At 59.4% G+C, this 21,319-nt stretch carries 15 protein-coding genes and 1 riboswitch; all 15 genes read left to right on the top strand.

Translation table 11 applies throughout. The annotated features are described in order from the left end of the window. The first annotated feature begins 6 nt into the window (after positions 1-6). Complete coding sequence (locus QY316_06640) at positions 7-291, top strand: integration host factor subunit beta (protein WKZ31602.1); 285 nt, start codon at positions 7-9, stop codon at positions 289-291. Continuing rightward, on the top strand, positions 291-773 hold the full coding sequence (locus QY316_06635) for an HIT domain-containing protein (protein WKZ31601.1): 483 nt from the start codon (positions 291-293) through the stop codon (positions 771-773). The genes QY316_06640 and QY316_06635 overlap by 1 nt, the downstream gene beginning before the upstream one ends. A gap of 168 nt (positions 774-941) precedes the next feature. Continuing rightward, positions 942-1,029: riboswitch (ZMP/ZTP riboswitch) on the top strand. A gap of 209 nt (positions 1,030-1,238) precedes the next feature. Beyond that, a complete protein-coding gene (locus QY316_06630) occupies positions 1,239-3,455 on the top strand; it encodes an NADP-dependent isocitrate dehydrogenase (GenBank protein ID WKZ31600.1) in 2,217 nt (738 codons plus the stop codon). Between the two features lie 87 nt (positions 3,456-3,542). Beyond that, entirely contained in the window at positions 3,543-4,856 is a 1,314-nt protein-coding gene (locus tag QY316_06625; GenBank protein WKZ31599.1) for an ATP citrate lyase citrate-binding domain-containing protein, read from the top strand. A 184-nt stretch (positions 4,857-5,040) separates the two neighbouring features. Further along, on the top strand, positions 5,041-7,752 hold the full coding sequence (locus QY316_06620) for a CoA-binding protein (GenBank protein WKZ34089.1): 2,712 nt from the start codon (positions 5,041-5,043) through the stop codon (positions 7,750-7,752). A gap of 179 nt (positions 7,753-7,931) precedes the next feature. After that, the gene (locus QY316_06615) at positions 7,932-8,633 is read left to right on the top strand and encodes an SPOR domain-containing protein (GenBank protein ID WKZ31598.1); all 702 of its coding nucleotides are present in this window, start codon (positions 7,932-7,934) and stop codon (positions 8,631-8,633) included. Between the two features lie 271 nt (positions 8,634-8,904). Next, entirely contained in the window at positions 8,905-10,260 is a 1,356-nt protein-coding gene (gene miaB / locus QY316_06610) for a tRNA (N6-isopentenyl adenosine(37)-C2)-methylthiotransferase MiaB (protein WKZ31597.1), read from the top strand. Positions 10,261-10,338: 78 nt separating this feature from the next. After that, positions 10,339-10,827 (top strand): bifunctional nuclease family protein, encoded by a 489-nt coding sequence (locus QY316_06605; GenBank protein ID WKZ31596.1) that lies wholly within the window; start codon positions 10,339-10,341, stop codon positions 10,825-10,827. Between the two features lie 32 nt (positions 10,828-10,859). Further along, entirely contained in the window at positions 10,860-11,828 is a 969-nt protein-coding gene (locus tag QY316_06600) for a hypothetical protein (GenBank protein WKZ31595.1), read from the top strand. After that, a complete protein-coding gene (locus QY316_06595; GenBank protein WKZ31594.1) occupies positions 11,829-13,334 on the top strand; it encodes a DUF4388 domain-containing protein in 1,506 nt (501 codons plus the stop codon). Positions 13,335-13,382: 48 nt separating this feature from the next. After that, entirely contained in the window at positions 13,383-14,033 is a 651-nt protein-coding gene (locus tag QY316_06590; GenBank protein WKZ31593.1) for a histidinol phosphate phosphatase domain-containing protein, read from the top strand. Next, the gene (locus QY316_06585) at positions 13,999-15,228 is read left to right on the top strand and encodes a PQQ-binding-like beta-propeller repeat protein (GenBank protein WKZ31592.1); all 1,230 of its coding nucleotides are present in this window, start codon (positions 13,999-14,001) and stop codon (positions 15,226-15,228) included. The genes QY316_06590 and QY316_06585 overlap by 35 nt, the downstream gene beginning before the upstream one ends. A 7-nt stretch (positions 15,229-15,235) precedes the next feature. Then, a complete protein-coding gene (locus QY316_06580) occupies positions 15,236-17,452 on the top strand; it encodes a glycoside hydrolase family 57 protein (GenBank protein ID WKZ31591.1) in 2,217 nt (738 codons plus the stop codon). A 52-nt stretch (positions 17,453-17,504) separates the two neighbouring features. Then, positions 17,505-20,084 carry a DNA mismatch repair protein MutS gene (gene mutS, locus QY316_06575; GenBank protein ID WKZ31590.1) on the top strand — a complete coding sequence of 860 codons (2,580 nt, stop codon included), beginning with the start codon at positions 17,505-17,507 and terminating at the stop codon, positions 20,082-20,084. Continuing rightward, positions 20,081-21,316 (top strand): N-acetylmuramoyl-L-alanine amidase, encoded by a 1,236-nt coding sequence (locus QY316_06570; GenBank protein WKZ31589.1) that lies wholly within the window; start codon positions 20,081-20,083, stop codon positions 21,314-21,316. Before mutS ends, QY316_06570 begins: the two co-directional genes overlap by 4 nt. Positions 21,317-21,319: the final 3 nt, after the last annotated feature.

Here is a 21,319-nt window from a genome sequence, read left to right as displayed (position 1 = left end):
AGCAACATGACCAAGAGTGAGCTGATCGAGGCCGTAGCCGCAAAGATCACCAATTTCTCGAGGAGGGACGTGGAGATAATCGTCGACACCCTGTTCGAGTCAATGGCCCAGAGCCTGTCCAAGGGCGACAAGGTGGAGATACGCGGGTTCGGCAGCTTCAAGATCAAGGAACGCGACGGACGGCAGGGCCGTAACCCCAAATCAGGCGAGAACATCTTCATAGACGCCAAGAAGGTGCCCTTCTTCAAGGCCGGCAAGGAGATACGGGAAAGGATAAACGACGGGAACTGATGAAACGCCTGTGGGCGCCCTGGCGCCTCGAGTACATCAAGTCAGGGAAGGAGAAGGGCTGCGTATTCTGCAAGGCCGGGACCGGCAGGCCCGGAGATGGGCTTCTCCTGTACAGGGGAAGGCATTCCCTCGTCGTACTGAACAAATACCCCTACAATAACGGCCACCTGATGATAGCGCCCCTCCGCCACGTCCCGGATATCGAGTCGCTTACCGTGGAAGAGTCGGCGGATATCTTCCGCCTCACGGCACATTCCACGAGGGTGCTCACGGAATCAATGTCCCCCGGCGGCTTCAACATAGGCATGAACATAGGGAAGGCTGCAGGCGCGGGAATAGACGACCACCTGCACTTGCACGTCGTGCCAAGGTGGCCGGGCGACGCCAACTTCATGCCTGCCATCGCCGACGTAAAGGTCATGCCCGAACACCTCGCGGACACCCTCTCAAGGCTCCTCCCGCGCTACGAATCCATAGACTGAAAAGACCGGCAATACGCCGGAAAAGACCGGCAAAAAAGGCTTGACAAAAACCCCTTCTTGTCCTACACTTCTCAAGCCTTATAGATAGGCCTTAACAGATTGCTAATAACTTTGGGAGAACCATTTTAGAAAAAAGGTTCTCTCAAAATATACCAGCAGCCTGCCAGGTCAAAATCCCGTAACTGACGGAATCAAGGTGGGCACCACCGGGGAGCGGGGTTTCCGAATATGAAGGCCGACCGTCTGGGCAATTGACTCGGGTTTTGAAGACCCGCATCTTTTGCCTTGGCGGTTTTTTTATGCCGTGCCGCCCCGGGGGGCAGGGCCGAGTCCGGATAGGCGCAGCCCGGAAGCAAACTCTTTGACAACCGCTTGCGATAGCGACAGACCTGCAGAAAAAACTGTTATTACAGGACTATATACAGTATTATCTTAAAACCTTTTCAGAAGAAACAGGAGGGGTACATGTCCAAGATCATCTATACCGCGATCGATGAGGCGCCAGCGCTGGCAACATATTCCCTGCTCCCCATCATCCAAGCCTTTACCGGGGCGGCGGGAATTAAAGTCGAGACCAGGGACATCTCCCTCTCGGGAAGGATCATCGCGAATTTCCCCGAAAACCTGACGGAGGGGCAGAGGATCCAGGACGAGCTCGCCGCTCTCGGAGAGCTCGCGAAAAAGCCCGAGGCGAACATCATAAAGCTTCCGAACATCAGCGCCTCCATCCCGCAGCTCAAGGCCGCTATAAAGGAGCTGCAGGAAAAGGGCTACAAGGTACCCGACTATCCCGAAGACCCCAAGACCGACGCCGAGAAGGAGATAAAGGCCAGGTACGGCAAGGTCCTCGGGAGCGCCGTGAACCCGGTCTTGAGGGAAGGCAACTCCGACCGGAGGGCCGCGGCATCGGTCAAGAACTACGCAAGGAAAAACCCCCACAAGATGGGCGCGTGGACGGCGGATTCCAAGTCCCACGTCTCGCACATGGACGGCGGCGACTTCTACGGGAGCGAGAAATCCGTTACGGTCGAGAAGGCCGGGAACGTCAGGATAGAGTTCGTAGGGCAGGACGGCAAGACGACGGTCCTCAAGGAGAAGACGGCGCTCAAGGCCGGAGAGGTGCTCGACGCTTCGGTAATGAGCCGCGCTTCGCTCAGGAAGTTCTTCGAGGCTCAGATAGAGGACGCGAAGAAGCAGGGAGTCCTCTTTTCGCTCCATTTGAAGGGCACGATGATGAAGGTCTCGGACCCCATCATGTTCGGCCACGCTGTCTCGGTCTTCTACAAGGACGTATTCGAGAAGCACGCCGCGACGATAAGCGAGCTCGGGGTAGACGTCAATAACGGCCTCGGCGACCTTTACGCAAAGATACAGAAGCTCCCGGAGGCCAAGAGGGCGGAGATAGAGGCGGACATCAAGGCCGTATATGAGAAGCGCCCGGCCATTGCGATGGTGAACTCCGACAAGGGCATCACCAACCTGCACGTGCCGAGCGACGTCATCATCGACGCCTCCATGCCGGCGATGATAAGGGAGTCCGGCAAGATGTGGGGCCCGGACGGCAAGCTCCATGACGCCAAGGCCGTGATACCGGACAGGAGCTACGCCGGGGTCTACCAGGCTGTCATAGAAGACTGCAAGAAGAACGGCGCATACGACCCGAGGACAATAGGGAGCGTGCCGAACGTCGGCCTCATGGCCCAGAAGGCCGAGGAGTACGGTTCGCACGACAAGACCTTCAAGGCCCCCGGCAGCGGCTTAATCCGCATAGTGGACGAGTCCGGAAAGGCCCTCATAGAGCAGAAGGTCGAGGAAGGCGACATCTTCCGCGCCTGCCAGACCAAGGACGCCCCGATACAGGACTGGGTGAAGCTGGCCGTCACGAGGGCCAGGGCAACCGGCGCCCCCGCCGTCTTCTGGCTCGACAAGGGGAGGGCACACGACAGGGAGCTCATAAGCAAGGTCGAGAAGTACCTGAAGGACCACGACACCAAGGGCCTGGACATCAGGATAATGTCCCCGGTCGAAGCCACCCGCTTCTCGCTCGAGCGCATAAGGAAGGGGCAGGACACGATTTCGGTCACCGGGAACGTGCTCCGCGACTATCTCACCGACCTCTTCCCTATACTCGAGCTCGGCACGTCCGCCAAGATGCTCTCGATTGTCCCGCTCATGGACGGCGGAGGACTCTTCGAGACCGGCGCCGGCGGCTCGGCCCCCAAGCACGTGCAGCAGTTCGTCGAGGAGGGGTATCTCCGGTGGGACTCCCTCGGCGAGTTCCTCGCGCTCGGCGTCTCGCTTGAGCACCTTGCCAATACGCAGAAGAACGCCAGGGCCCAGGTACTGGCCGACACGCTCGACCAGGCCATAGGGAAGATACTCGACAACAACAAGTCGCCCGCGAGGAAGGTCGGCGAGCTCGACAACCGCGGAAGCCATTTCTACCTCGCCATGTACTGGGCTGAGGCGCTCGCCGAGCAGACCAGGGACAAGGAGCTTAAGGACCGCTTCGCCAGGCCCGCAAAGGAGCTTGCCGAGAACGAGGCGAAGATAGTGGCCGAGCTCAACGGTTCTCAGGGCAAGCCCCAGGACATCGGCGGCTACTACCGCCCGGACACTGTAAAGACCGCGAAGGCGATGCGCCCGAGCGCCACACTTAACGCGATAGTCGATTCGATATAAATACCTGGTCGATATAGATACCGGGCCGCCCCCGGGATTTTATTGCGGGGCGGCCATCAACCCTATCGGCAAAGAACGGAGGTAGTTATGCAGCTTACAGGCCTTTACTGGGGGCACAAGCTCCTTAAAAGGGTCGAGTACCCTCACGCCGAGGTCCTCGGGCCTGAAGCGAGCGTGGACGAGATAAAGGACCTCATCAAGAAGTGCGGGCAGGTCTTCATAAAGCCCATATTCAAGGGCGGGGTCGGCAAGAAGGGGAAGGCGGGCCTCATCGGCAGGGCCAAGGACATAGCTACCGCCCTGAAGGAGAAGGAGAGGCTCTATTTCATCGAGCACACCTTTGGGACCAACTCGGTCAAGGCCGACGGGGTCACCTTCGAGGGAGGGGTGTCCGCGGAGCACGAGGTCTATTTCTCGATAACCGACTCGACCCTCTACCGCGCCCCGATGATGACCATAACGCACCACGGCGGCATGGACATAGAGGAGCTCCCCAAGGACAAGATACGGGAGATACCCTTCGACCCGCTTACGGGCTTGAAGAGCTTCCACATATCGAACGCCCTTACAGAGCTCGGTGCGCCTGGCGAAATAATAAGCCCGCTCGTGCAGAACCTCCCGAAGCTCTGGACGCTATACAACAACTACGGGCTGAGCACCCTGGAATTGAACCCCATACGCATGTCGCCGGACAGCAAGGGGAGGCTAACGCCGGTCGCCTGCGACTTCAAGTGCTCCTTCGACATCGACAATCCCTCCTGGAAGAGGCTCGACCTCCCGGCCCATCTCTTCGCCTCGGACTACTCCGAGTTCGAGCAGGAAATAAACCAGCTCCGGACCTACCAGGGGCAGAGCGACGTCTTCGTCATGAACCCCAAGGGCACGATAACCGCTCCGACCTTCGGCGGCGGCGCGAACGCGCTCGTAACCGAGCTCCTGGGCGAAAGGGCCACCATATCCTCTGACTTCGGCGGCAACCCGCCGTATGAAAAGATGTTCCAGATATCGAGGATAGTCTTCAAGTACTGGCTCAAGCAGTCCAACGTCCTCTTCATCATCGGCGGCAAGGCCAACAACACGGACATATACGAGACCTTCAGGGCCATGGCCGACGCCTTGAGGGACTATTTCGTCACCAAGGGCCCCACGCCGCTTTACGTCGTCATAGGCAGGGGAGGCCCGAACCTCATCCGCGGCATGGCGTACATGAGGGACACCCTTGAGAACCTTAAGCTCCCATACAGGATATTCGGCCACGACAGCGCCATGAGCGAGGTCGTAAACTACGCCCTCAACGTCGACAAATGGATGGAGAAAGAGGGCAGGGCGCTGGTCGCCGGGGCCCTCGGGCTGGAGACGGCGAAGGCCGGAGCACCGAAGACGGCAGCCGCGGCCAGGTAAAAAGAGCGATTTTTAAAAGGCAGCCTCTAAAAAGTGGAGATTTTTCCCGCAATCAAGGGAGCCGGGAATGAAAAGCGGAGCATATTCGAGTAATATGTGAGCATTTTCATTCCCCGTAACTACACAGAGTCCGGGGAAAAGATCAATTTCTAGAGGGTGCCAAAAAAAGGACAAGGTGAGCGACATGCACAAGCAAGGCGTAAAGGACTTCCCGTACTATGTCGGTATTAAATCGCTTGGAGAGATAGCCACGCGAGAGGACCGCGTGTGCGTGCTGAACATACTCGGAAATGAAAGCCGGACGGTAACGCCTGTAAGCCACATATACTCCGGCGGGAACGTCGTCTTCGGGACCATGCCCGGCAGGACCGGGCAGTCGCTCGAGACAAAGCTCGGCAACATCCCGGTATATAACTCCATAAAGGAAGGGCTCAAGGCCGGGCACAAGTTCAACACCGCGGTCATCTACCTCCCGCCCTCGGGCGTCAAGGACGGCGTAGCCGAGGCGGTAAAGCACAACCCGGACCTCAAGAAGGTAATCATACTGACCGAGAAGGTCTCGGTCGCGGACGCCAGGGTCATAAGGGCCATCTGCCAGGCGAACGGCGTGGACGTATTCGGCGGCAACTGCCTGGGCGTTGCCGACTCATGGAACCAGGTGAGGATAGGCGGCGCGCTCGGCGGCAACAAGCCGGACGAATCCCTTGTAAAGGGCTCCATAGCGATCTTCTCCAACTCCGGCAACTTCACGACCACCATCGCGGTCTACCTCCTTACCAAGGGCTGGGGCACGACCACTTCCATATCGAGCGGAAAGGACGTCTACATCCATTACTCGCCGCGGGAGTTCTTCCACGCCCTGCATAACGACGACAGGTCCAGGGGCGCGGTCATCTACACGGAGCCGGGCGGATATTACGAGCACGGCCTGGACATAAAGAAACCCACGGTGGCGTGCGTCGTGGGCCGCTGGAAGGCGAGGCTCACCAAGGCCTGCGGACATGCCGGAAGCCTCGCCGGCTCCGGCGACGACGCGATGGCCAAGGAGAAATGGTTCATGGAGTACTTCGGGGTGGACGGCATATACACCCCCCAGACCCCGCATTTCTCAAAGAAGGGCGCGGTCGTTACGAACATCGCCCACATACCGGAGGCGCTCTCCAAGGTAATGGAGAAGAACGGGATAAAGTCGGATTTCGAGCCCAAGGGCGACCTTTCGCTCAAGTGCTGGTTCGGGAGCAACGCCTCGGTCCAGGTGCCCAGGGAGCTCGACATGCAGGCCGTCAAGGCAGTTTCGCCGTATGACGAGCAGATAGAGCACATCAACAGGCAGATAGGGGCGCAGTTCCCGAGGCAGGCCATGAAGGACGCCTCCGGGGCTTCGATGATGGACCCGAACACCCAGGTGACCAAGGTCCACAACGTCTCCATACTCGATTCCTCGAAGCGCTTGCTCGAGGAGAACCTGGTCTTTTCGCTCATAAAGAGATACCCGGACGCGTACGGCGTCGAGCTTGCTAACGCCGCCTTCAACGCGCACCTCAACCATGACGGGGACGGGGCGCTCGCGGCGGCCCAGGCTGCCCGCGAGGCCGAGAGCTCCCCGAACAGCGTCCTTTCGTCCGCCATATCCATCATCGGCAAGGGCAGGGTGAAGGGGGCGCTCCGCGCATCAAGCATACTCCTCGAGGCCTTCCAGGCATCGGGGCTCCAGTCGGGTTATGGGAAGTTCGACTGCTCCGCCATCCTCAAGGCTCTCCCGGCGGACGACAAGGCCGCGCTCACGGCCGGCAAGGACGACAAGTCGGCAAAGGCCGTCCTAAAGAGGGTCGAGAACGCGGGCGGCAGCTCGGTGTTCATAGAGTTCGTGAAGGAGGCGTCCAAGGGCAAGCCCTCTACCGACGCCCTCGTCGCGGCCATATGGATGACGCTCGGGTGGGAGCCCCTCATAAAGAGGAGCATCTCGAAGGTCACAATCGCGGCGCTTCCCTGGTACTCGAGGATATTCTCCTCGTTCGTCGGGTGCAGCGTTGACGCGGCCAGGCACACGAAGGACAGCTTCTGCGGCGTAAAGAACGACGAGCTCGTGGAGAAGTGGTCCTTTACGGACGCGGCCTTCCTGGCCCTCATAGGCAGGAAGCCCATTGAGACCGAGAGGTTCGAGTTCTCGATGCTCTTAGGCCTCATCATCTCGAACGGCCCCGGCACCATCTCCGCACAGGGCGCGAAGGGCGCGGTGAGCGCGGACGGCCCCGAGGACCCGGCCAGGGTGCAGCTTAACAAGGGCTTCGTGGGCTTCCTCACCCACACCGGGTTCGCGCACGGCGGGAACGGCTACGAGGCAATAGCGTTCCTCATCGAGAGGTTCTCCGGAAAGGGCCTTAAGGACCCATCGAGCAGGAAGCACGGGCTCGACCTGAGGGCCATTGCCGACGAATACTCGAAGGGCTACGCAAAGTACAAGGCGGACCAGAAGGCGCTCGGGAATATCGAGTACCTCAAGATACCCTGCGTAAACCACCCGGTATTCAAGGGCAAGGACGTGAACTACGACCCGAGAGAGAGGTTCGTGGCCGCTCTTTTCGAGGAGAAGGGCGTATATAACGTCTTCCTCGACTTCTACCATAACCTCGTAAAGTCCCTCTTCGACTGGAAGGTCAGCAAGAACGTCTACTGCGTCAACATAGACGCGGTCATAGCCGTTATTCTTCTCAAGATAATGTGGGAGGCCTACAGCTCCGGGAAGATGCCGGACAAAGAGGTCGAGAGCGCGGCCTTCACGACCTTCCTCTTCGGCAGGATGATAGGCTCCGCAGCCGAGATAGACGACCACCTGAACAGGGGCCGCAACATGGACACCAGGACGGCGGCCTCCAAGTGCTCCTTTGTCGGGTAACATGGAAATCGAGTCATGCCTCATGATGAAAGGGCCCGGCAGCTGCCGGGCCCTTTTCTATTTTACCTCCTGAAAATTTAGCAGCCTGCCAGGGCGTGGCAAATGCCTGTTGATATGCGCATGGCTCGTGTTATATACTTCACCGTGAAAAGGCCCCCGGCTCAAAAGGAGGTATCGGATTGAAGGACAAAAAAGTAGTCATAATCGGAGCGGTTTCGGCGGTAATAGTTATCGCGCTCGTATTCATCTTCATGCCATCCGGCCAGGAAAACGAGAGCGGGCACGAGGTCATCTCAAAAAGGGCCAAGCTGACCGAGGAAACAGTAGAGGAGACACCGGCAGAGGCAATAGTTGCACAGGATGCTCCGGTCGAGGCAACGGCTGCGCCGATAGAGCCGGCCCCTGCAGCGCCTGTTGTACCTGCCGCCTCTCTCAAGGAGACCACGGCAGCGCCTTCGACGGCAGTTAAGCAAGCTGCTCCTACCCCCCAGGTTGAAAAGAAGGAGACGGTCCAGGCCAGGAAAGAGCCCGTTCAGGCGGCCCCGGTCAAGAAGGCAGTTGAAAAGGAGCGGAAACCGGCCAAGACCGCAAAAGCCGCACAGCCCAAGAAGCCCGAGGCACAGCCGTGGGCGATAAACGTGGCTTCTTTCGCAAGCCTCCCAGAGGCCCAAAACCTTGCAATATCCTTGAGGAAAGCTGGGTACAAATCGTACGTGGCCGACTTCACCAGGGATTCGGTCCAATGGCACAGGGTGAGGGTGGGTTTCTTCAGCACAAGGGCTGAGGCAGAAAAGGCCGGCAGGGACATACAATCCAGGTTCCGCGTGGATACGCCCTGGATAGTGAAGCCAGAGAGCGACGAGATCAAGTCTCACCTCTGATAAATAAGACACCTCCCGACAAAATGTTCGATTCGAATACCCCGCGCAAGCGGGGTATTCCTTTTTTATATTTTATATCCCCCCATGTGCGCAGGCCGCGAAAAAACAATCAAGGCGATAAGCTTGCGGTATATGCTCCTAAAGCGTTAAAAATGCGGCGTTTGCGGGTCTTCCATGCAGCCGGGCGCCCAAAGTTGCGACTTGACTGCGGCCTCTCAAAAACTTAAAATGTTTCTGGGCTTTATCTACACTCGCGAGGCTTGAAAACAGTATGGCTGAAGGGCTTCATGGCAGTGAAAAGCTCGTCTTCCTGGAGACCTTCGGGTGCCAGATGAACGAGAACGACTCCGAGCGCATGCTGGGGCTCCTGAAGGGCTTGAGCTACACCCGTACAAAGGACCCCTCGGAAGCGGACCTTATCCTTATAAATACCTGTTCCATAAGGGATAAGGCCGAACAGAAGGTCTACTCCATCCTCGGGAGGTTCAAATCCCTTAAAAAGGAACGCCCGGGGCTCGTCATAGGGGTCGCGGGCTGCGTTGCCCAGCAGGAAGGGGAGAGGCTCTTGAAGAGGGCGCCCCACCTCGATATAGTCTTCGGCCCGCATAATGTCCATAAATTGAGGGAACTACTCCTTCAGGCGGACACCGGCAGAAAGGTGGTCCTTACCGAGCAGACCGGGGAGATAAATCCGGAGGAATACGGGATCGAGCCTGTCGAGCTCGAGGAGAAGGCCTTCGTAAGCATCATGCGGGGGTGCAACAATTTCTGCTCGTACTGCATAGTCCCTTATACGAGGGGCAGGGAGGTAAGCAGGCTTAGCGCCGACATATTGAGGGAAATAGAGGGGCTCGTAGAAAAGGGCGTAAAGGAGGTAACGCTACTCGGCCAGAACGTCAACTCCTACGGGACCGGCGGAGGTGGCGACATATCTTTCCCGGAGCTCCTCAGGAAGGTCTGCCGGGTTGAGGGGCTTTCACGGGTCCGCTTCATCACCTCCCACCCGAAGGACATATCGGACGAGCTTATCCATCTCTTCGGGGAAGAGCCCAAGCTCTGCCGCCATGTGCACCTTCCGGTGCAGTCCGGATCGGACGGCGTCCTCGCGGCAATGGGCCGGGGCTATTCGGTCGAAGAGTATCTCTCGAAGGTATCGTTATTGAAAAGGCTGTATCCCGAGATGGCAATAACGACCGATATCATAGTAGGCTTCCCGGGAGAGAGCGAGGCCGACTACGAGGCTACGATGAGCCTTCTCCGGACCGTACGGTTCGACAACATATTCTCCTTCATGTACTCGCCGAGGCCCGGAACGACTGCGGCGGGCCTGCCGGACCAGATACCGCTGGAGGCGAGGTCGGAAAGGCTTCAGCGCCTTCAGGAGGAACAAAAGGATCTAACGAGCGAACGCATGAAGGCGCTGCTCGGAAGGACGTTGGATGTGCTCGTCGAGGGCGAGAGCAAAATAGACGCCTCTGAGCTTTCCGGAAGGACCTCGTGCAACAGGATAGTGAACTTCCCGGCGCCTGCGGGGCTTAAGGCCAACCCAGGCAGTCTTATCGAGGTTACCATAACTGAAGCATACCAGAACTCGCTCCGGGGGGAGGTCCGGGCGGCTGGCTGCTGACAGGTCCCAGGGCCTTAAGGGCCACAACCGGGCTGCAAAAGGTCCCGCGCAGCCTCCCAAGCAAGGAAGGAGTATGCCATGTTCTTGAAGATGAAGGTCTTCGGACTTACGATAGATCCCTTCACCAACGTGCCCATAGTGATACTCAAGGACGACGAGGAGAAGAACGCGCTCCCGGTCTGGATAGGCGTGCTGGAGGCGAGCGCCATCGCCTCCGAGCTCGAGAAGGTGCAGTTCACGAGGCCCATGACGCACGACCTCTTGAGGGACGTCCTGAAGCAGGTGGGCGCGACAGTCGAGAAGGTCGAGGTGACGGACTTGAAGGACAACGTCTACTACGCGACCATACACATGACCGGCAGGGCAGGGGAGTTCACCATCGATTCGAGGCCGAGCGACGCGATAGCCCTGGCCCTCCGGACAAACGCCCCTATCTTCGTCGAATCGGGTGTGCTCGACAAGTCCAGGAGCATGGAGCTCAAGGGCGAGGGCAAGGAAAAGGCGAAGGACGCGTCCGCATCGCTCGAGGACATCCCGATGGGAGATTTCGGGAAATACAAGATGTAGCGGTTCCTTAATCCTACCCCCTGGAGTCTCTTTTGAATACGGAAAGCGGGCCAGCCCTTGCAAAGGGGCTGAATGTAGAGCGGTTTTACGACAGCTTCTTCCTCGGCGAATACGGCCGCCTGGAGGCCGCGCGCGCCAAGAGGTATAACGCACAGTTCTCGGCCGTCTTGATAGACCTCGGCGAAGGCAAATCCGACGCAGGCCTCCTCGAAGGGCTGGCCTCCCGCGTTGTTGCGGCAACGAGGGACTGCGACGTGGCCGGCCTCTACGACGGCGGCCGGGTGATGATAATACTGCCCGAGACCGACTACTTCGGCGCGGCCGTAACGGCAAGGAAGCTTCTGAAGGCCCTTGACGGGCTTGCTAATTGCCGGAACGCCGTAATAACGCAGGCCACATTTCCCAAGGACGGAAGGGCTTTCGGCGAGCTTGCACTCGCGGCTATCAGGAAGGCCGAGGAGAGAAGGGCCTCCGTCTGGGAGAAGGAAGGTTTCGGCAATAAGCTCTTCTGGGAGATACTCGGGGAGCTTACCTCCAGGAACTTCAAGGATTACGAGTATTCGAGCTTCGATGCGGGCGCGGGCCAGGACCTTTCGGAGTTCTTCCTCGACCAGGTGAACGAGCTCATAATCAGGGAGATCGCCAGGGAGCCCGCGAGGCGCGGCATAATGTATTACGCCGCGAAGAGCCTATCCGCGTCGCTCCCTGTAGTCAAGAACCTCGGCTCAGCCGGGCAGGTCGCTACCAGGGTCTTCCTGGTCGGCGAGGGAGAGGGCAGCATCTGGGAAGTGAGGAACGCGCTCCCGCTGCTCCTGGACGACCCGAGGCTAAGGGAGACCTTCTTCACCTTCTTCCTCAACGAGGAGACGGCATACGCAATAGTCTGCAAGGAGAACTGGGGGGCGACCTTCTCCTGTTTCCATACCTCCGACTTCGGGCTGGTGGAAGGGCTCATTACCAAGTTCCAGCAGGAATACTCTCTACAGGAGCAGCTCGGGTAAGTGAATAGGACAAAGGTCCTTATCGGCCTCAGGGACAAGGAGGAGGCAGGCGCGCTTTCGTCATTTCTCTCCGGCATGGGCATGGAGACCGTCGTCGCGCCGGACGGCGCGCGCGCCCTTGAGCTCGCCATAGAGGAGGGCCCCTCGTTCATTGCCGTCGACACCGCGCTCCCGGTCATAGGCGGCGAGCGGCTCTTCCATACGCTGAGGAAAAACCCGCACACCTCGCGGGTGCCTTTCCTAATCGTGTCCGATGCCGCGGCCGAGATAAGGGGCTTCAGGGCCGGGGTGGACATCTTCCTCAAGCGCCCGCTCAACTTCGAGGAGACGTACGCAAGGATGCGGCAGTCGCTCCTTGCCGCCGGGGACGAGGCGTCGAAGGAGATAGAGGGCACATTGAGCCACATGTCCCTCGCGGACCTCCTGCAATTCCTGCACCTCAACAGGAAGGAAGGGGAGCTCAAGGTCACCTCAGACGGAAGGACCGGGAGCGTGTTCATAAAGGAGGGGGACATACTGAACGCGTCGCTCGACAATGCCGAGCGCGAAAAGGCGCTCTTCAGGATGTTCCACTGGACCGAGGGCAGGTTCGAGTTCATCCCCAAGGCGGTGGCCGCTCCAAAGAGGATAAAGGCCTCCGCGGGCAACCTCCTAATGGAGGGCATGAGGCAGGTAGACGAGTACCGCAGCAAAAAAAACCAGCTCCCGTCGCCCGATTCAGCTCTCAAGCTCAGCCCGGCCGCGGAGTCCGTGCCCAAGGGCCTGCAGCCCATAGTCTACGATGTAGTACAGCTCGTAAAGGCGAACGCCAGGGTCAGGGACGTAGTCGAGCGCTCGGCCTTCCCGGATTACGAGGTATACCAGACGATTGCCGCCCTCGCGGCAAAGGGGATCCTGGCTGAGGTAAAGGGCGAGGGGGCGGAGGCCAGGAGGGAGTTCCTCAGCGCCGACGAGGTGTTGAGCATCCGCGAAAAGATCGCGAACGTGTCGGGAGGCGCGGGGCACGGGAAGATACTCCTCCTTTCCACGTCCGCGACAGTGGTCGCTGAGTTCATAAGGCACTGCCGGGACCTGCCGGGCTTCAGCCTGAACACGAAGTCGGCCTTCCCGGAGCTTTCGATGGTCAACCCGCTCGGCGAGGTAGGCTCGTTCAGGCTGAGCGGCGGCATCGACCTGTCGCTTTTTTCCGTGCCGACCGTCAAGAGTACCGGCCCGCTCTGGAGGGCCTTCTCCGGGAACCTCGTTGGAATTGTCCTCCTCGTCTGCGAGGAGGGGGCTTCTCAATTGAAGGAGCTGCTCGACGCGAAGCGAGACATACTGCTCAAGAAACGGGCGCCTTCGGTGCACGTCGTAATGGGCGTCCTTGACGACGCCGCATGCAGGAAAGGCCTCGGGCTTTCGGACGCCGAGCCGCTTTACAGGCTCGGCAAGGACGGGGAGGAAACGGCTGCCAGGGCCTTCCATTCTCTTTTTGGAAGCCTTTTAAGCGAAGCAAAGGCGGTGTAAAAGGCCGCGGTACAGGGCAACATAACCGGACAAGGAAAGGACTGCCCGATGATAGACTTCCACACGCACAGCATGTTGAGCGACGGTGCCCTAATCCCTTCCGAGCTGGTCAGGAGGGCGAGGGTCGCCGGTTATACCGCGATGGCAATAACCGACCATGTGGACGACTCCAACATCGAAGCGGTCGTAAAGCAGATCGCGAGGGTGGCCCGCAGGTTCGATTCAGGGAGCGGCTTCAGGCTCCTTGCCGGGGTGGAGCTTACCCACATACCTCCGGCGCACATACCCGCGCTCGTAAGGAAGGCGCGGTCGCTCGGGGCGCTCATCGTAGTCGGCCACGGCGAAACGCTTGCCGAGCCCGTAGAGCCAGGCACGAACATGGCCTACATCAAGGCAGGGGTGGACGTACTGGCCCATCCCGGGCTCCTAACGGAAGAAGAATGCATCGCCGCCGCCAAAAAAAACGTGCACATTGAGATAACCTGCAGGGCAGGGCACAGCATCTCGAACGGGCATGTTGCTGCTCTCGCAAAAAAGACAGGGGCCAGGATGCTGATAAACACCGACGCCCACGCGCCCGGCGACCTCGTCAGCGATGAAAGGGCCGGGAAGGTCGCGCTCGGGGCCGGGCTCGGCCTTAATGACTTCAGGAGAATACAGGACAATGCGCTGGAACTCGTCAAAAAGAAGCTGGGCTGAAGCGGGAGCGTGCCTCGCTGCCGCCTTCATCCTCGGCGGGTGCGCGGCAAAGCCGCTCGCTGACACCGCGCCCTGGAGCACCCATCTTTCCGGCGAATCGCGGACAAACCTTTCTTCCGCCGAGGTAAGCCTCCCGCTCGCGGTCTCCTGGGAGAAGGACATTTCCGATTTCAGGCTCCTTCGGCCATTTCCAAAGGAGCAGCTCTCGACTCCTGCGCTACACGGCGGCCTTCTTTACGTCGGCTCCACCAACGACAGGTTCTACGCCGTGGACCTCTCTACCGGCAAGGTGAAATGGCGTTATCACGCAAGGCAGCCGATCGAGGCATCGCCGGCCGTGACGGGCGAGATGGTCTGCTTCGGCTCGGCTGACGGAGTGATGCGCTGCCTCGACCACTCCGGCAAGGTCCTGTGGGAGTACCAGGCCCGCTCCGAGATACTCTCTTCTCCGGTCGTAAGCGGCGGGAGGCTCTTTTTCAATTCGCAGGACGACCGCGTGCACGCGCTCAACGCCGGGACAGGCGTGCGCGAATGGACTTACAGCAGGGCTACTTATACCGTAGTGAGCCCCAGGATATACGGCTCTCCCGCGTACTCAGGCGACGGCGCGCTCTTCTTCCTTTTCTCGGATGGTCATATAGTCTCGCTCAACGCCGAGACTGGCGATGAGGCCTGGTCAAGGCAGGTAATCAGCGGCTTCGACAAGGCCGGAAAATGGCGGAGGTCGCCGCTTTACCAGGACGGTACGGTATTCGTAATAGACGGGAACGAGGCCGTGCAGGCACTGGATGCCGCCACCGGCGAGGTGAAGGGGGTATACGGCATCGTCAAGGCGCGTGATTTCATCGTGCCGGACAGGAAAAGCATCGTCCTTGTCGGGGAGACCGACATCGTGGCCCTCGACAGGCTTTCCGGGGCGATATTATGGAAAAAGAAGCTTTCGATTGGCGCAGCATCGAGCGTTTTCGCTTCCGGAGGGGAGCTGTTCGTGCTTTCGAGCTTCAAGAAGGCCTTCCTTGGGCTCGGCTTCCTTTCCAGGGACAAGGGGCATATAGAGGCCATAAGCCTCGGGGACGGCTCGACCACCTGGACTGCCACGCTCGGTTCGGATATTTCCGCAAACGCCTCTTCCGCCTACTCAAGGGTCGCCATCCTTACAAACAAGGGAAAGCTTACCGTATTCGAACCCAAGTAGGGATGGAATGGACAATAAACTCAACATTGCCTTCGTCTGGCACATGCACCAGCCTTTATACAAAGACCCGCTGACCGGCGAGTACACGCTCCCGTGGGTCCTCTTCCACGCCACGAAAGACTATTACGACATGGCGGCGATACTGGAAGAGTTCCCGGACGTGCACCAGACCTTCAACCTGGTGCCATGCCTCATAGAGCAGATAAACGAGTACGCCTCCGGGAAGGCAAGGGACAAGTACAGGCGGCTGAGCGGAAAAAGGGCGGAGGAGCTCGGGGCCGAGGAAAAGGTCTTCATGCTCCAGTTCTTTTTCCAGGCGAACTGGGAGCACATGATACGGCCGCTCCCGAGGTTCTGGGATCTCCTCAGGAAAAGGGGCATATCGAACGACAGGGACGAGGTCCTCCATTCGCTGAGGTATTTCAACGACCAGGACTTCCTCGACCTCCAGGTGCTCTATAACCTCGTCTGGATAGACCCTTCGATAAGGGAAAAGGACCGGTTCCTAAGCGCCCTTTACTCAAAGGGTGGGGGCTATACCGAAGAGGAGAAGGCGGCGCTTCTAAGGAAGCAGACTGATATAGCTGGCACGGTCATACCCAAGTACGCGGAGCTCAGGGCGAAGGGCATAATCGAGGTCTCCACTTCCCCGTATTACCACCCCATACTGCCGCTACTTTGCGACAGCGACGCTGCAAGGGAAGCCATGCCCTGGGCGACCCTCCCCAAGGCCCGTTTCAGGCACCCCGAGGACGCGAGGGAGCAGGTAAGGAGGGGCCTTGAGCTTTACAAGGACACCTTCGGCGCGATGCCCAGGGGCATGTGGCCCTCCGAGGGCTCGGTAAGCATGGACGTCCTGCCCATCGTTGCATCCGAGGGTGTGGAGTGGCTCGCGACCGACGAGGAGATACTCTCCAATACGCTCAGGCGTCCGATAAGGCGCGACCACATGGGCAACTGCTACGATACTTTCCTCTACAAGCCCTATGAAATCGACTCGGAAGGCGGTAAGACCGTACTCTTTTTCAGGGACCATGTCCTCTCGGACCTTATCGGTTTCGACTACTCCAAAATGGACGCCGAGCACGCTGCCTCTGACATGGTATCAAGGCTTGCGCGCATACACGGCATGCTCGAAAATCCAGGCGAGCACGTCGTCCCCATAATACTCGACGGCGAGAACGCGTGGGAGCACTTCAGGAACGACGGCAGGGATTTCCTGAGGGCCCTCTATTCGAAGCTTTCCAGCCACCCGGCCTTGAGGTGCGTTACGATAAGCGAGTTCCTGGACATGAAGACTAAAAGGGAACGGCTCGACTGGCTCTTTCCCGGCTCGTGGATAAACCACAACTTCAAGATATGGATAGGCCACGTCGAGGACAACACGGCCTGGGACTACATATCAGAGGCGCGGGACGCGCTCGTGAAATACGAGGAGGCCCTCGGCGGCACCCCTGAGGAGAGGCGAATTAAGGAAAACGTGCGCGAGGCATGGGAGGAGGTCTACGCCGCGGAGGGGAGCGACTGGTTCTGGTGGTACGGCGAGGAGCATTCCTCGATGAGCGACGAGGATTTCGACGCCCTTTTCAGGCGGCGCATAAAGAGGATCTACCAGCTTATCGGGAATCCACCGCCGGACTACCTGGAGATGCCCATATCCTCTGAGATAAAGGGCTACAGGCCCCCTTCCGAGCCGAGGGCCCTCATCTCTCCAAATGTGGACGGCATAATCTCCGACTACTTCGAGTGGCTCTCATGCGGCAAGCTCGAGCGGACCTACTTCGGGAGCGCGATGCACAAGGAACTCCAGGGCGGGCTCGTCGACTCCATATCCTACGGCTTCTCAAGGGAGTCGCTTTTTTTCCGTTTCGACTACATCGAGGAGCTTGGGCGCTTCGAGGGGCCGTGGAGTTTCACGGTCACCTTCATGCAGCCCAGGCAGGTGAAGGCAGCCGCAAAAATAGAGGGAAAAAACGCGGACGGGACAATATCCGTCAGGTACGGCGACAAGTGGGGAGACGAGACCACTCTTCGCGTGGCCGCGGACGCCGTCGCCGAAGTCGAGATACCGCTCTCGCTTCTCGACGCAGGGAAAGGCGACGAGATCAAGCTCTATATCAACATAAACGCCCACGAGAGGGGCGTGGAGCGCTGGCCCGTAAAGGGTTATCTCATATTCACCGTGCCGCCGGAGGACTTCGAGCAGCAGGACTGGATAGTATGACGCACGCAGGCTGAGTATACATTTTCAAGCTCAAATCGACGCGGACCGACCCATGACCAAAAGCGCAACTACACCGGCCATGCGCCAGTACCTGGAAATAAAGGCAGCGCACCCCGACTCCGTCCTCTTCTTCAGGATGGGAGACTTCTACGAGATGTTTTTCGAGGACGCTAAGCTCGCCTCGTCAGTCCTCGGGATAGCCCTTACATCACGCGACCGCGACCGCGAGATACCCATGTGCGGGGTCCCCTACCACGCGGCCGCTGGCTATATAGCGAAGCTCGTACGTGAGGGACACAAGGTCGCCATATGCGAGCAGACGACCGACCCCGCGGAATCGAAAGGCATCGTCGAAAGGGCCGTTACCCGCGTGATAACGCCCGGGATAGCGCTCGACGACGAGCTCCTCGACCCCAAGGCCAATAACTTCATAGCCGCGGCGTACGCGGACGGCAAGGCCTCGGGGTTCGCGTACATGGACGTATCCACGGGCGAGTTCAGGCTCACAAGCCTAACCGGAGCGCATCCGCTCATAGAGGAGATACGTCGCTTAAGGCCGCTTGAGCTCGTCATCCCCGATGGCTCCCAGGACGCCTTCGCCTTCCCTGATTCGCCTGTAAAGAAGCTGACCGCAATCGAGGCCAGGAGGTTTTCCCTCACTGACGCAGAGGCACGCCTTAACGCCCACTTCGGGACCGCCACCCTCGACGGCTTCGGCTGCGCGAACATGCCACAGGCGGTCGCTGCCGCCGGGGCGCTCCTCGAATACATACGCTCGAACCAGAAGGCGGAGCTAAGGCACGCGAGAAAGCCGGAGCCCTATTTTACCGGCGACTTCCTCGTCCTCGATTCGTCCACCAGGCGGAACCTTGAGATAACCAGGAACATGAAAAACGGGGGCCGCGAGAACACGCTTCTTTCAGTGCTCGACAGGACCAGGACCGCAATGGGAGGGAGGAGGCTCAAGAGCTGGCTCCTCCACCCGCTGAAGGATGCGGGCGCGATAATGGAGCGGCTGGATGCGGTCGAGGAACTTATCCGGAACCGCGGCATCCGGACGTCCCTCCAGGAGTCCCTTTCCCGCGTTCACGACCTTGAGAGGCTTACGGCGCGGCTCTCCCTCGGGGCCGCTGGGCCGCGGGATCTCGCATCCTTAAGGGAATCCCTGAGAACGATACCTGAAATCAACGATTCGCTCAGGCCTTTCTCCTCATCACTCCTTAAGGGACTCTCCCTCGACGAGGTAGCCGAAGCCGCTGAGTCGATAGGGCGGGCAATTTCCGAAAACCCTCCGCACTCCATCAAAGACGGCGGGGTAATCCGCGAGGGATACTCGCCTGAACTCGACGAGCTCCGCAGAATCGGCTCCGGCGGCAAGGACTGGATCGCGTCGCTCGAAACAAAGGAGAGGGCGAGGACCGGGATAAGCTCCCTCAAGATAGGCTACAACAGGGTATTCGGCTATTATATAGAGGTAACGAGGACCAACCTTTCGAGCGTCCCTGTTGACTACATCCGGAAGCAGACGCTCGTGAACGCCGAGCGGTTCATAACCCCGGAATTGAAGGAATGGGAGGAAAAGATCCTTACGGCGGAGGAGAGGGCGCTTAAGCTCGAATCGGCCCTCTTCGCCTCGCTCGCCGAAGAGCTCAAGGATCATATCGAAAGGGTGCTTGCGACCGCTCAATCGGTAGCCACACTCGACTGCCTTTCTTCCCTGGCCGAGGTCTCCGAGCGGCACGGGTATTCGAGGCCCGAGATGAACGAGGGCTACGCGATCCAAATAGAGGGCGGCAGGCACCCGGTCGTGGAGGCAGGCGCCGACGATTTCGTCTCGAACGACCTGATGCTGAATGAGGACGAGAGAATCCTTATCCTGACCGGCCCGAACATGGCAGGCAAGTCGACCTACCTGAGGCAGAACGCCCTTATTATCCTGATGGCCCAGGCAGGTTCCTTTGTCCCGGCTGCACAGGCCTCCATCGGGGTCGTCGACAGGATATTCACGCGGGTCGGGGCGTCCGACGACCTCTCGCGGGGCCATTCGACCTTCATGGTCGAGATGAGCGAGACCGCGAACATACTCAACAACGCGACCCCGAGGAGCTTTATAGTGCTTGACGAGATAGGGCGCGGGACCTCAACGTTCGACGGGCTCTCCATAGCGTGGGCCGTGGTCGAGCACATTCACGACAATCCTTCCCTCGGCGCAAAAACTCTCTTCGCAACGCACTACCACGAGCTGACCGAGCTTTCCTTGACAAAGGAAAGGGTCAAAAATTATAATATGGCGGTCAAGGAGTGGAACGAAAAGATAATCTTTCTCAGGAAGGTGCTTCCCGGCGGAGCTAACCGGAGCTACGGCATACAGGTGGCCAGGCTCGCCGGAGTCCCTGACGAGGTCATATCAAGGGCCAGGGAGATACTCAGGAACCTGGAGACCGGAGAGCTTACCGAATCGGGCATGCCACGGATCGCGGCCCGCGGGGACAGGCCAGGCGAGCGGGGGCAGATGAGCCTCCTGGGAGGCAGGGACGAGCTCAGGGAAGGGCTCCGGCGCATCGACGTCGAGACGATGACCCCCATCGAGGCCATTACCGCTCTTCATAAATTGAAGGAGATGCTTGATTGAAAAGCCCCGCAGCCAGGCCGGCCCTTTTCTTTTTGCTCGCGCTGGCCCTGCTCCTCATATCGGCCGGGAAGTCTCCTGCCGCGCCAAAGGCCGCCGTTACCGACATCCGCCACTGGTCCAACCCCACGTACACCAGGGTCGTCATAAACGTAAGCGACAAGGCCTCGTTCACGCACCGGCTCCTACGCAAGGACCCCTCCATAAGCGTCGAATGGAGGCGGCTCTACGTAGACATATCGGGCGCCATGCTTTCGCCGGAGCTCGCGCGCTCCATACCCATAAATGACGGGCTCCTGAAAGCCGCAAGGGCCGGGCAGTACGATACCGATACTGTCCGCGTGGTCCTCGACATAGAGTCCATCCAGGACTTCAAGATATTCTACCTTACCGACCCGTACAGGATAGTGATCGACGTGACCGGCGAGAAGCCTGCCGGAAAGGACGAGGTCATAAGGCAGGCAAGGGACCGGACCGGGAAGGCGCTTCCCGAGATACGGCAGGACCCGAGGGGCCTGCCGCTTTCAGACCCCAGCCTCACGCAGCAGCTCGGATTGAAGGTCAGGAAGATAGTCATCGACCCGGGCCACGGCGGCAAGGACCCAGGGGCCGTCGGCAGGACAGGCCTCAAGGAGAAGGACATAAACCTCAAGCTCGGGCTCATGCTCAGGGAAAAGCTCGAGCGCGAGGCCGGCGCGAAGGTCGTCATGACCAGGGACAGGGACGTGTTCGTGCCACTCGAGGAAAGGACGGCCATAGCCAACAGGGAGGAAGCCGACCTCTTCATATCCATCCACGTGAACGCCGCCCCGAGGAGGACGGCCTCCGGCATCGAGACGTACATCCTCGGCATTTCGAACGACGAGGAGGCCAAGAGGGTGGCCGCGCGGGAGAACGCGACCTCGACGAGGTCGGTGAGCGACCTTGAGTTCATACTGAACGACCTCATAAAGACAGCGAAGACTAACGACTCGGCGCGGTTCGCCGGGGTCGTGCAGGACAGCCTCGTCTCGAAACTCCGCGCGAGCTACAGGAACGTCAGGAGCAACGGGGTCAAGGGCGCGCCGTTCTATGTCCTCATAGGCACGAAGATGCCCGCGGTGCTCGTGGAGGTCTCGTTTATCAGCAACCCCCTGGAGGAGGAACGCCTTAAAGACCCGAGATACCTGAAAGAGGCCGTGGACGGCATTGCGGACGGGGTATTGAGCTATATGAACGGCCCTGGCGAGGCCTGAACT

The organism is Thermodesulfobacteriota bacterium, assembly GCA_030583865.1.
In the GTDB taxonomy this organism is placed as follows: domain Bacteria; phylum Desulfobacterota; class GWC2-55-46; order GWC2-55-46; family GWC2-55-46; genus UBA5799.
This window is presented reverse-complemented; position numbering and strand designations above follow the sequence as displayed.

Bases quoted from the DNA above. Each gene is read 5' to 3' on its own strand.
- QY316_06625 (WKZ31599.1), top strand. From the start codon at position 3,543: ATGCAGCTTACAGGCCTTTACTGGGGGCACAAGCTCCTTAAAAGGGTC.
- QY316_06630 (WKZ31600.1), top strand. From the start codon at position 1,239: ATGTCCAAGATCATCTATACCGCGATCGATGAGGCGCCAGCGCTGGCA.
- miaB (WKZ31597.1), top strand. From the start codon at position 8,905: ATGGCTGAAGGGCTTCATGGCAGTGAAAAGCTCGTCTTCCTGGAGACC.
- QY316_06605 (WKZ31596.1), top strand. From the start codon at position 10,339: ATGTTCTTGAAGATGAAGGTCTTCGGACTTACGATAGATCCCTTCACC.
- QY316_06590 (WKZ31593.1), top strand. From the start codon at position 13,383: ATGATAGACTTCCACACGCACAGCATGTTGAGCGACGGTGCCCTAATC.
- QY316_06580 (WKZ31591.1), top strand. From the start codon at position 15,236: ATGGACAATAAACTCAACATTGCCTTCGTCTGGCACATGCACCAGCCT.
- mutS (WKZ31590.1), top strand. From the start codon at position 17,505: ATGACCAAAAGCGCAACTACACCGGCCATGCGCCAGTACCTGGAAATA.
- QY316_06620 (WKZ34089.1), top strand. From the start codon at position 5,041: ATGCACAAGCAAGGCGTAAAGGACTTCCCGTACTATGTCGGTATTAAA.
- QY316_06640 (WKZ31602.1), top strand. From the start codon at position 7: ATGACCAAGAGTGAGCTGATCGAGGCCGTAGCCGCAAAGATCACCAAT.
- QY316_06635 (WKZ31601.1), top strand. From the start codon at position 291: ATGAAACGCCTGTGGGCGCCCTGGCGCCTCGAGTACATCAAGTCAGGG.
- QY316_06585 (WKZ31592.1), top strand. From the start codon at position 13,999: ATGCGCTGGAACTCGTCAAAAAGAAGCTGGGCTGAAGCGGGAGCGTGC.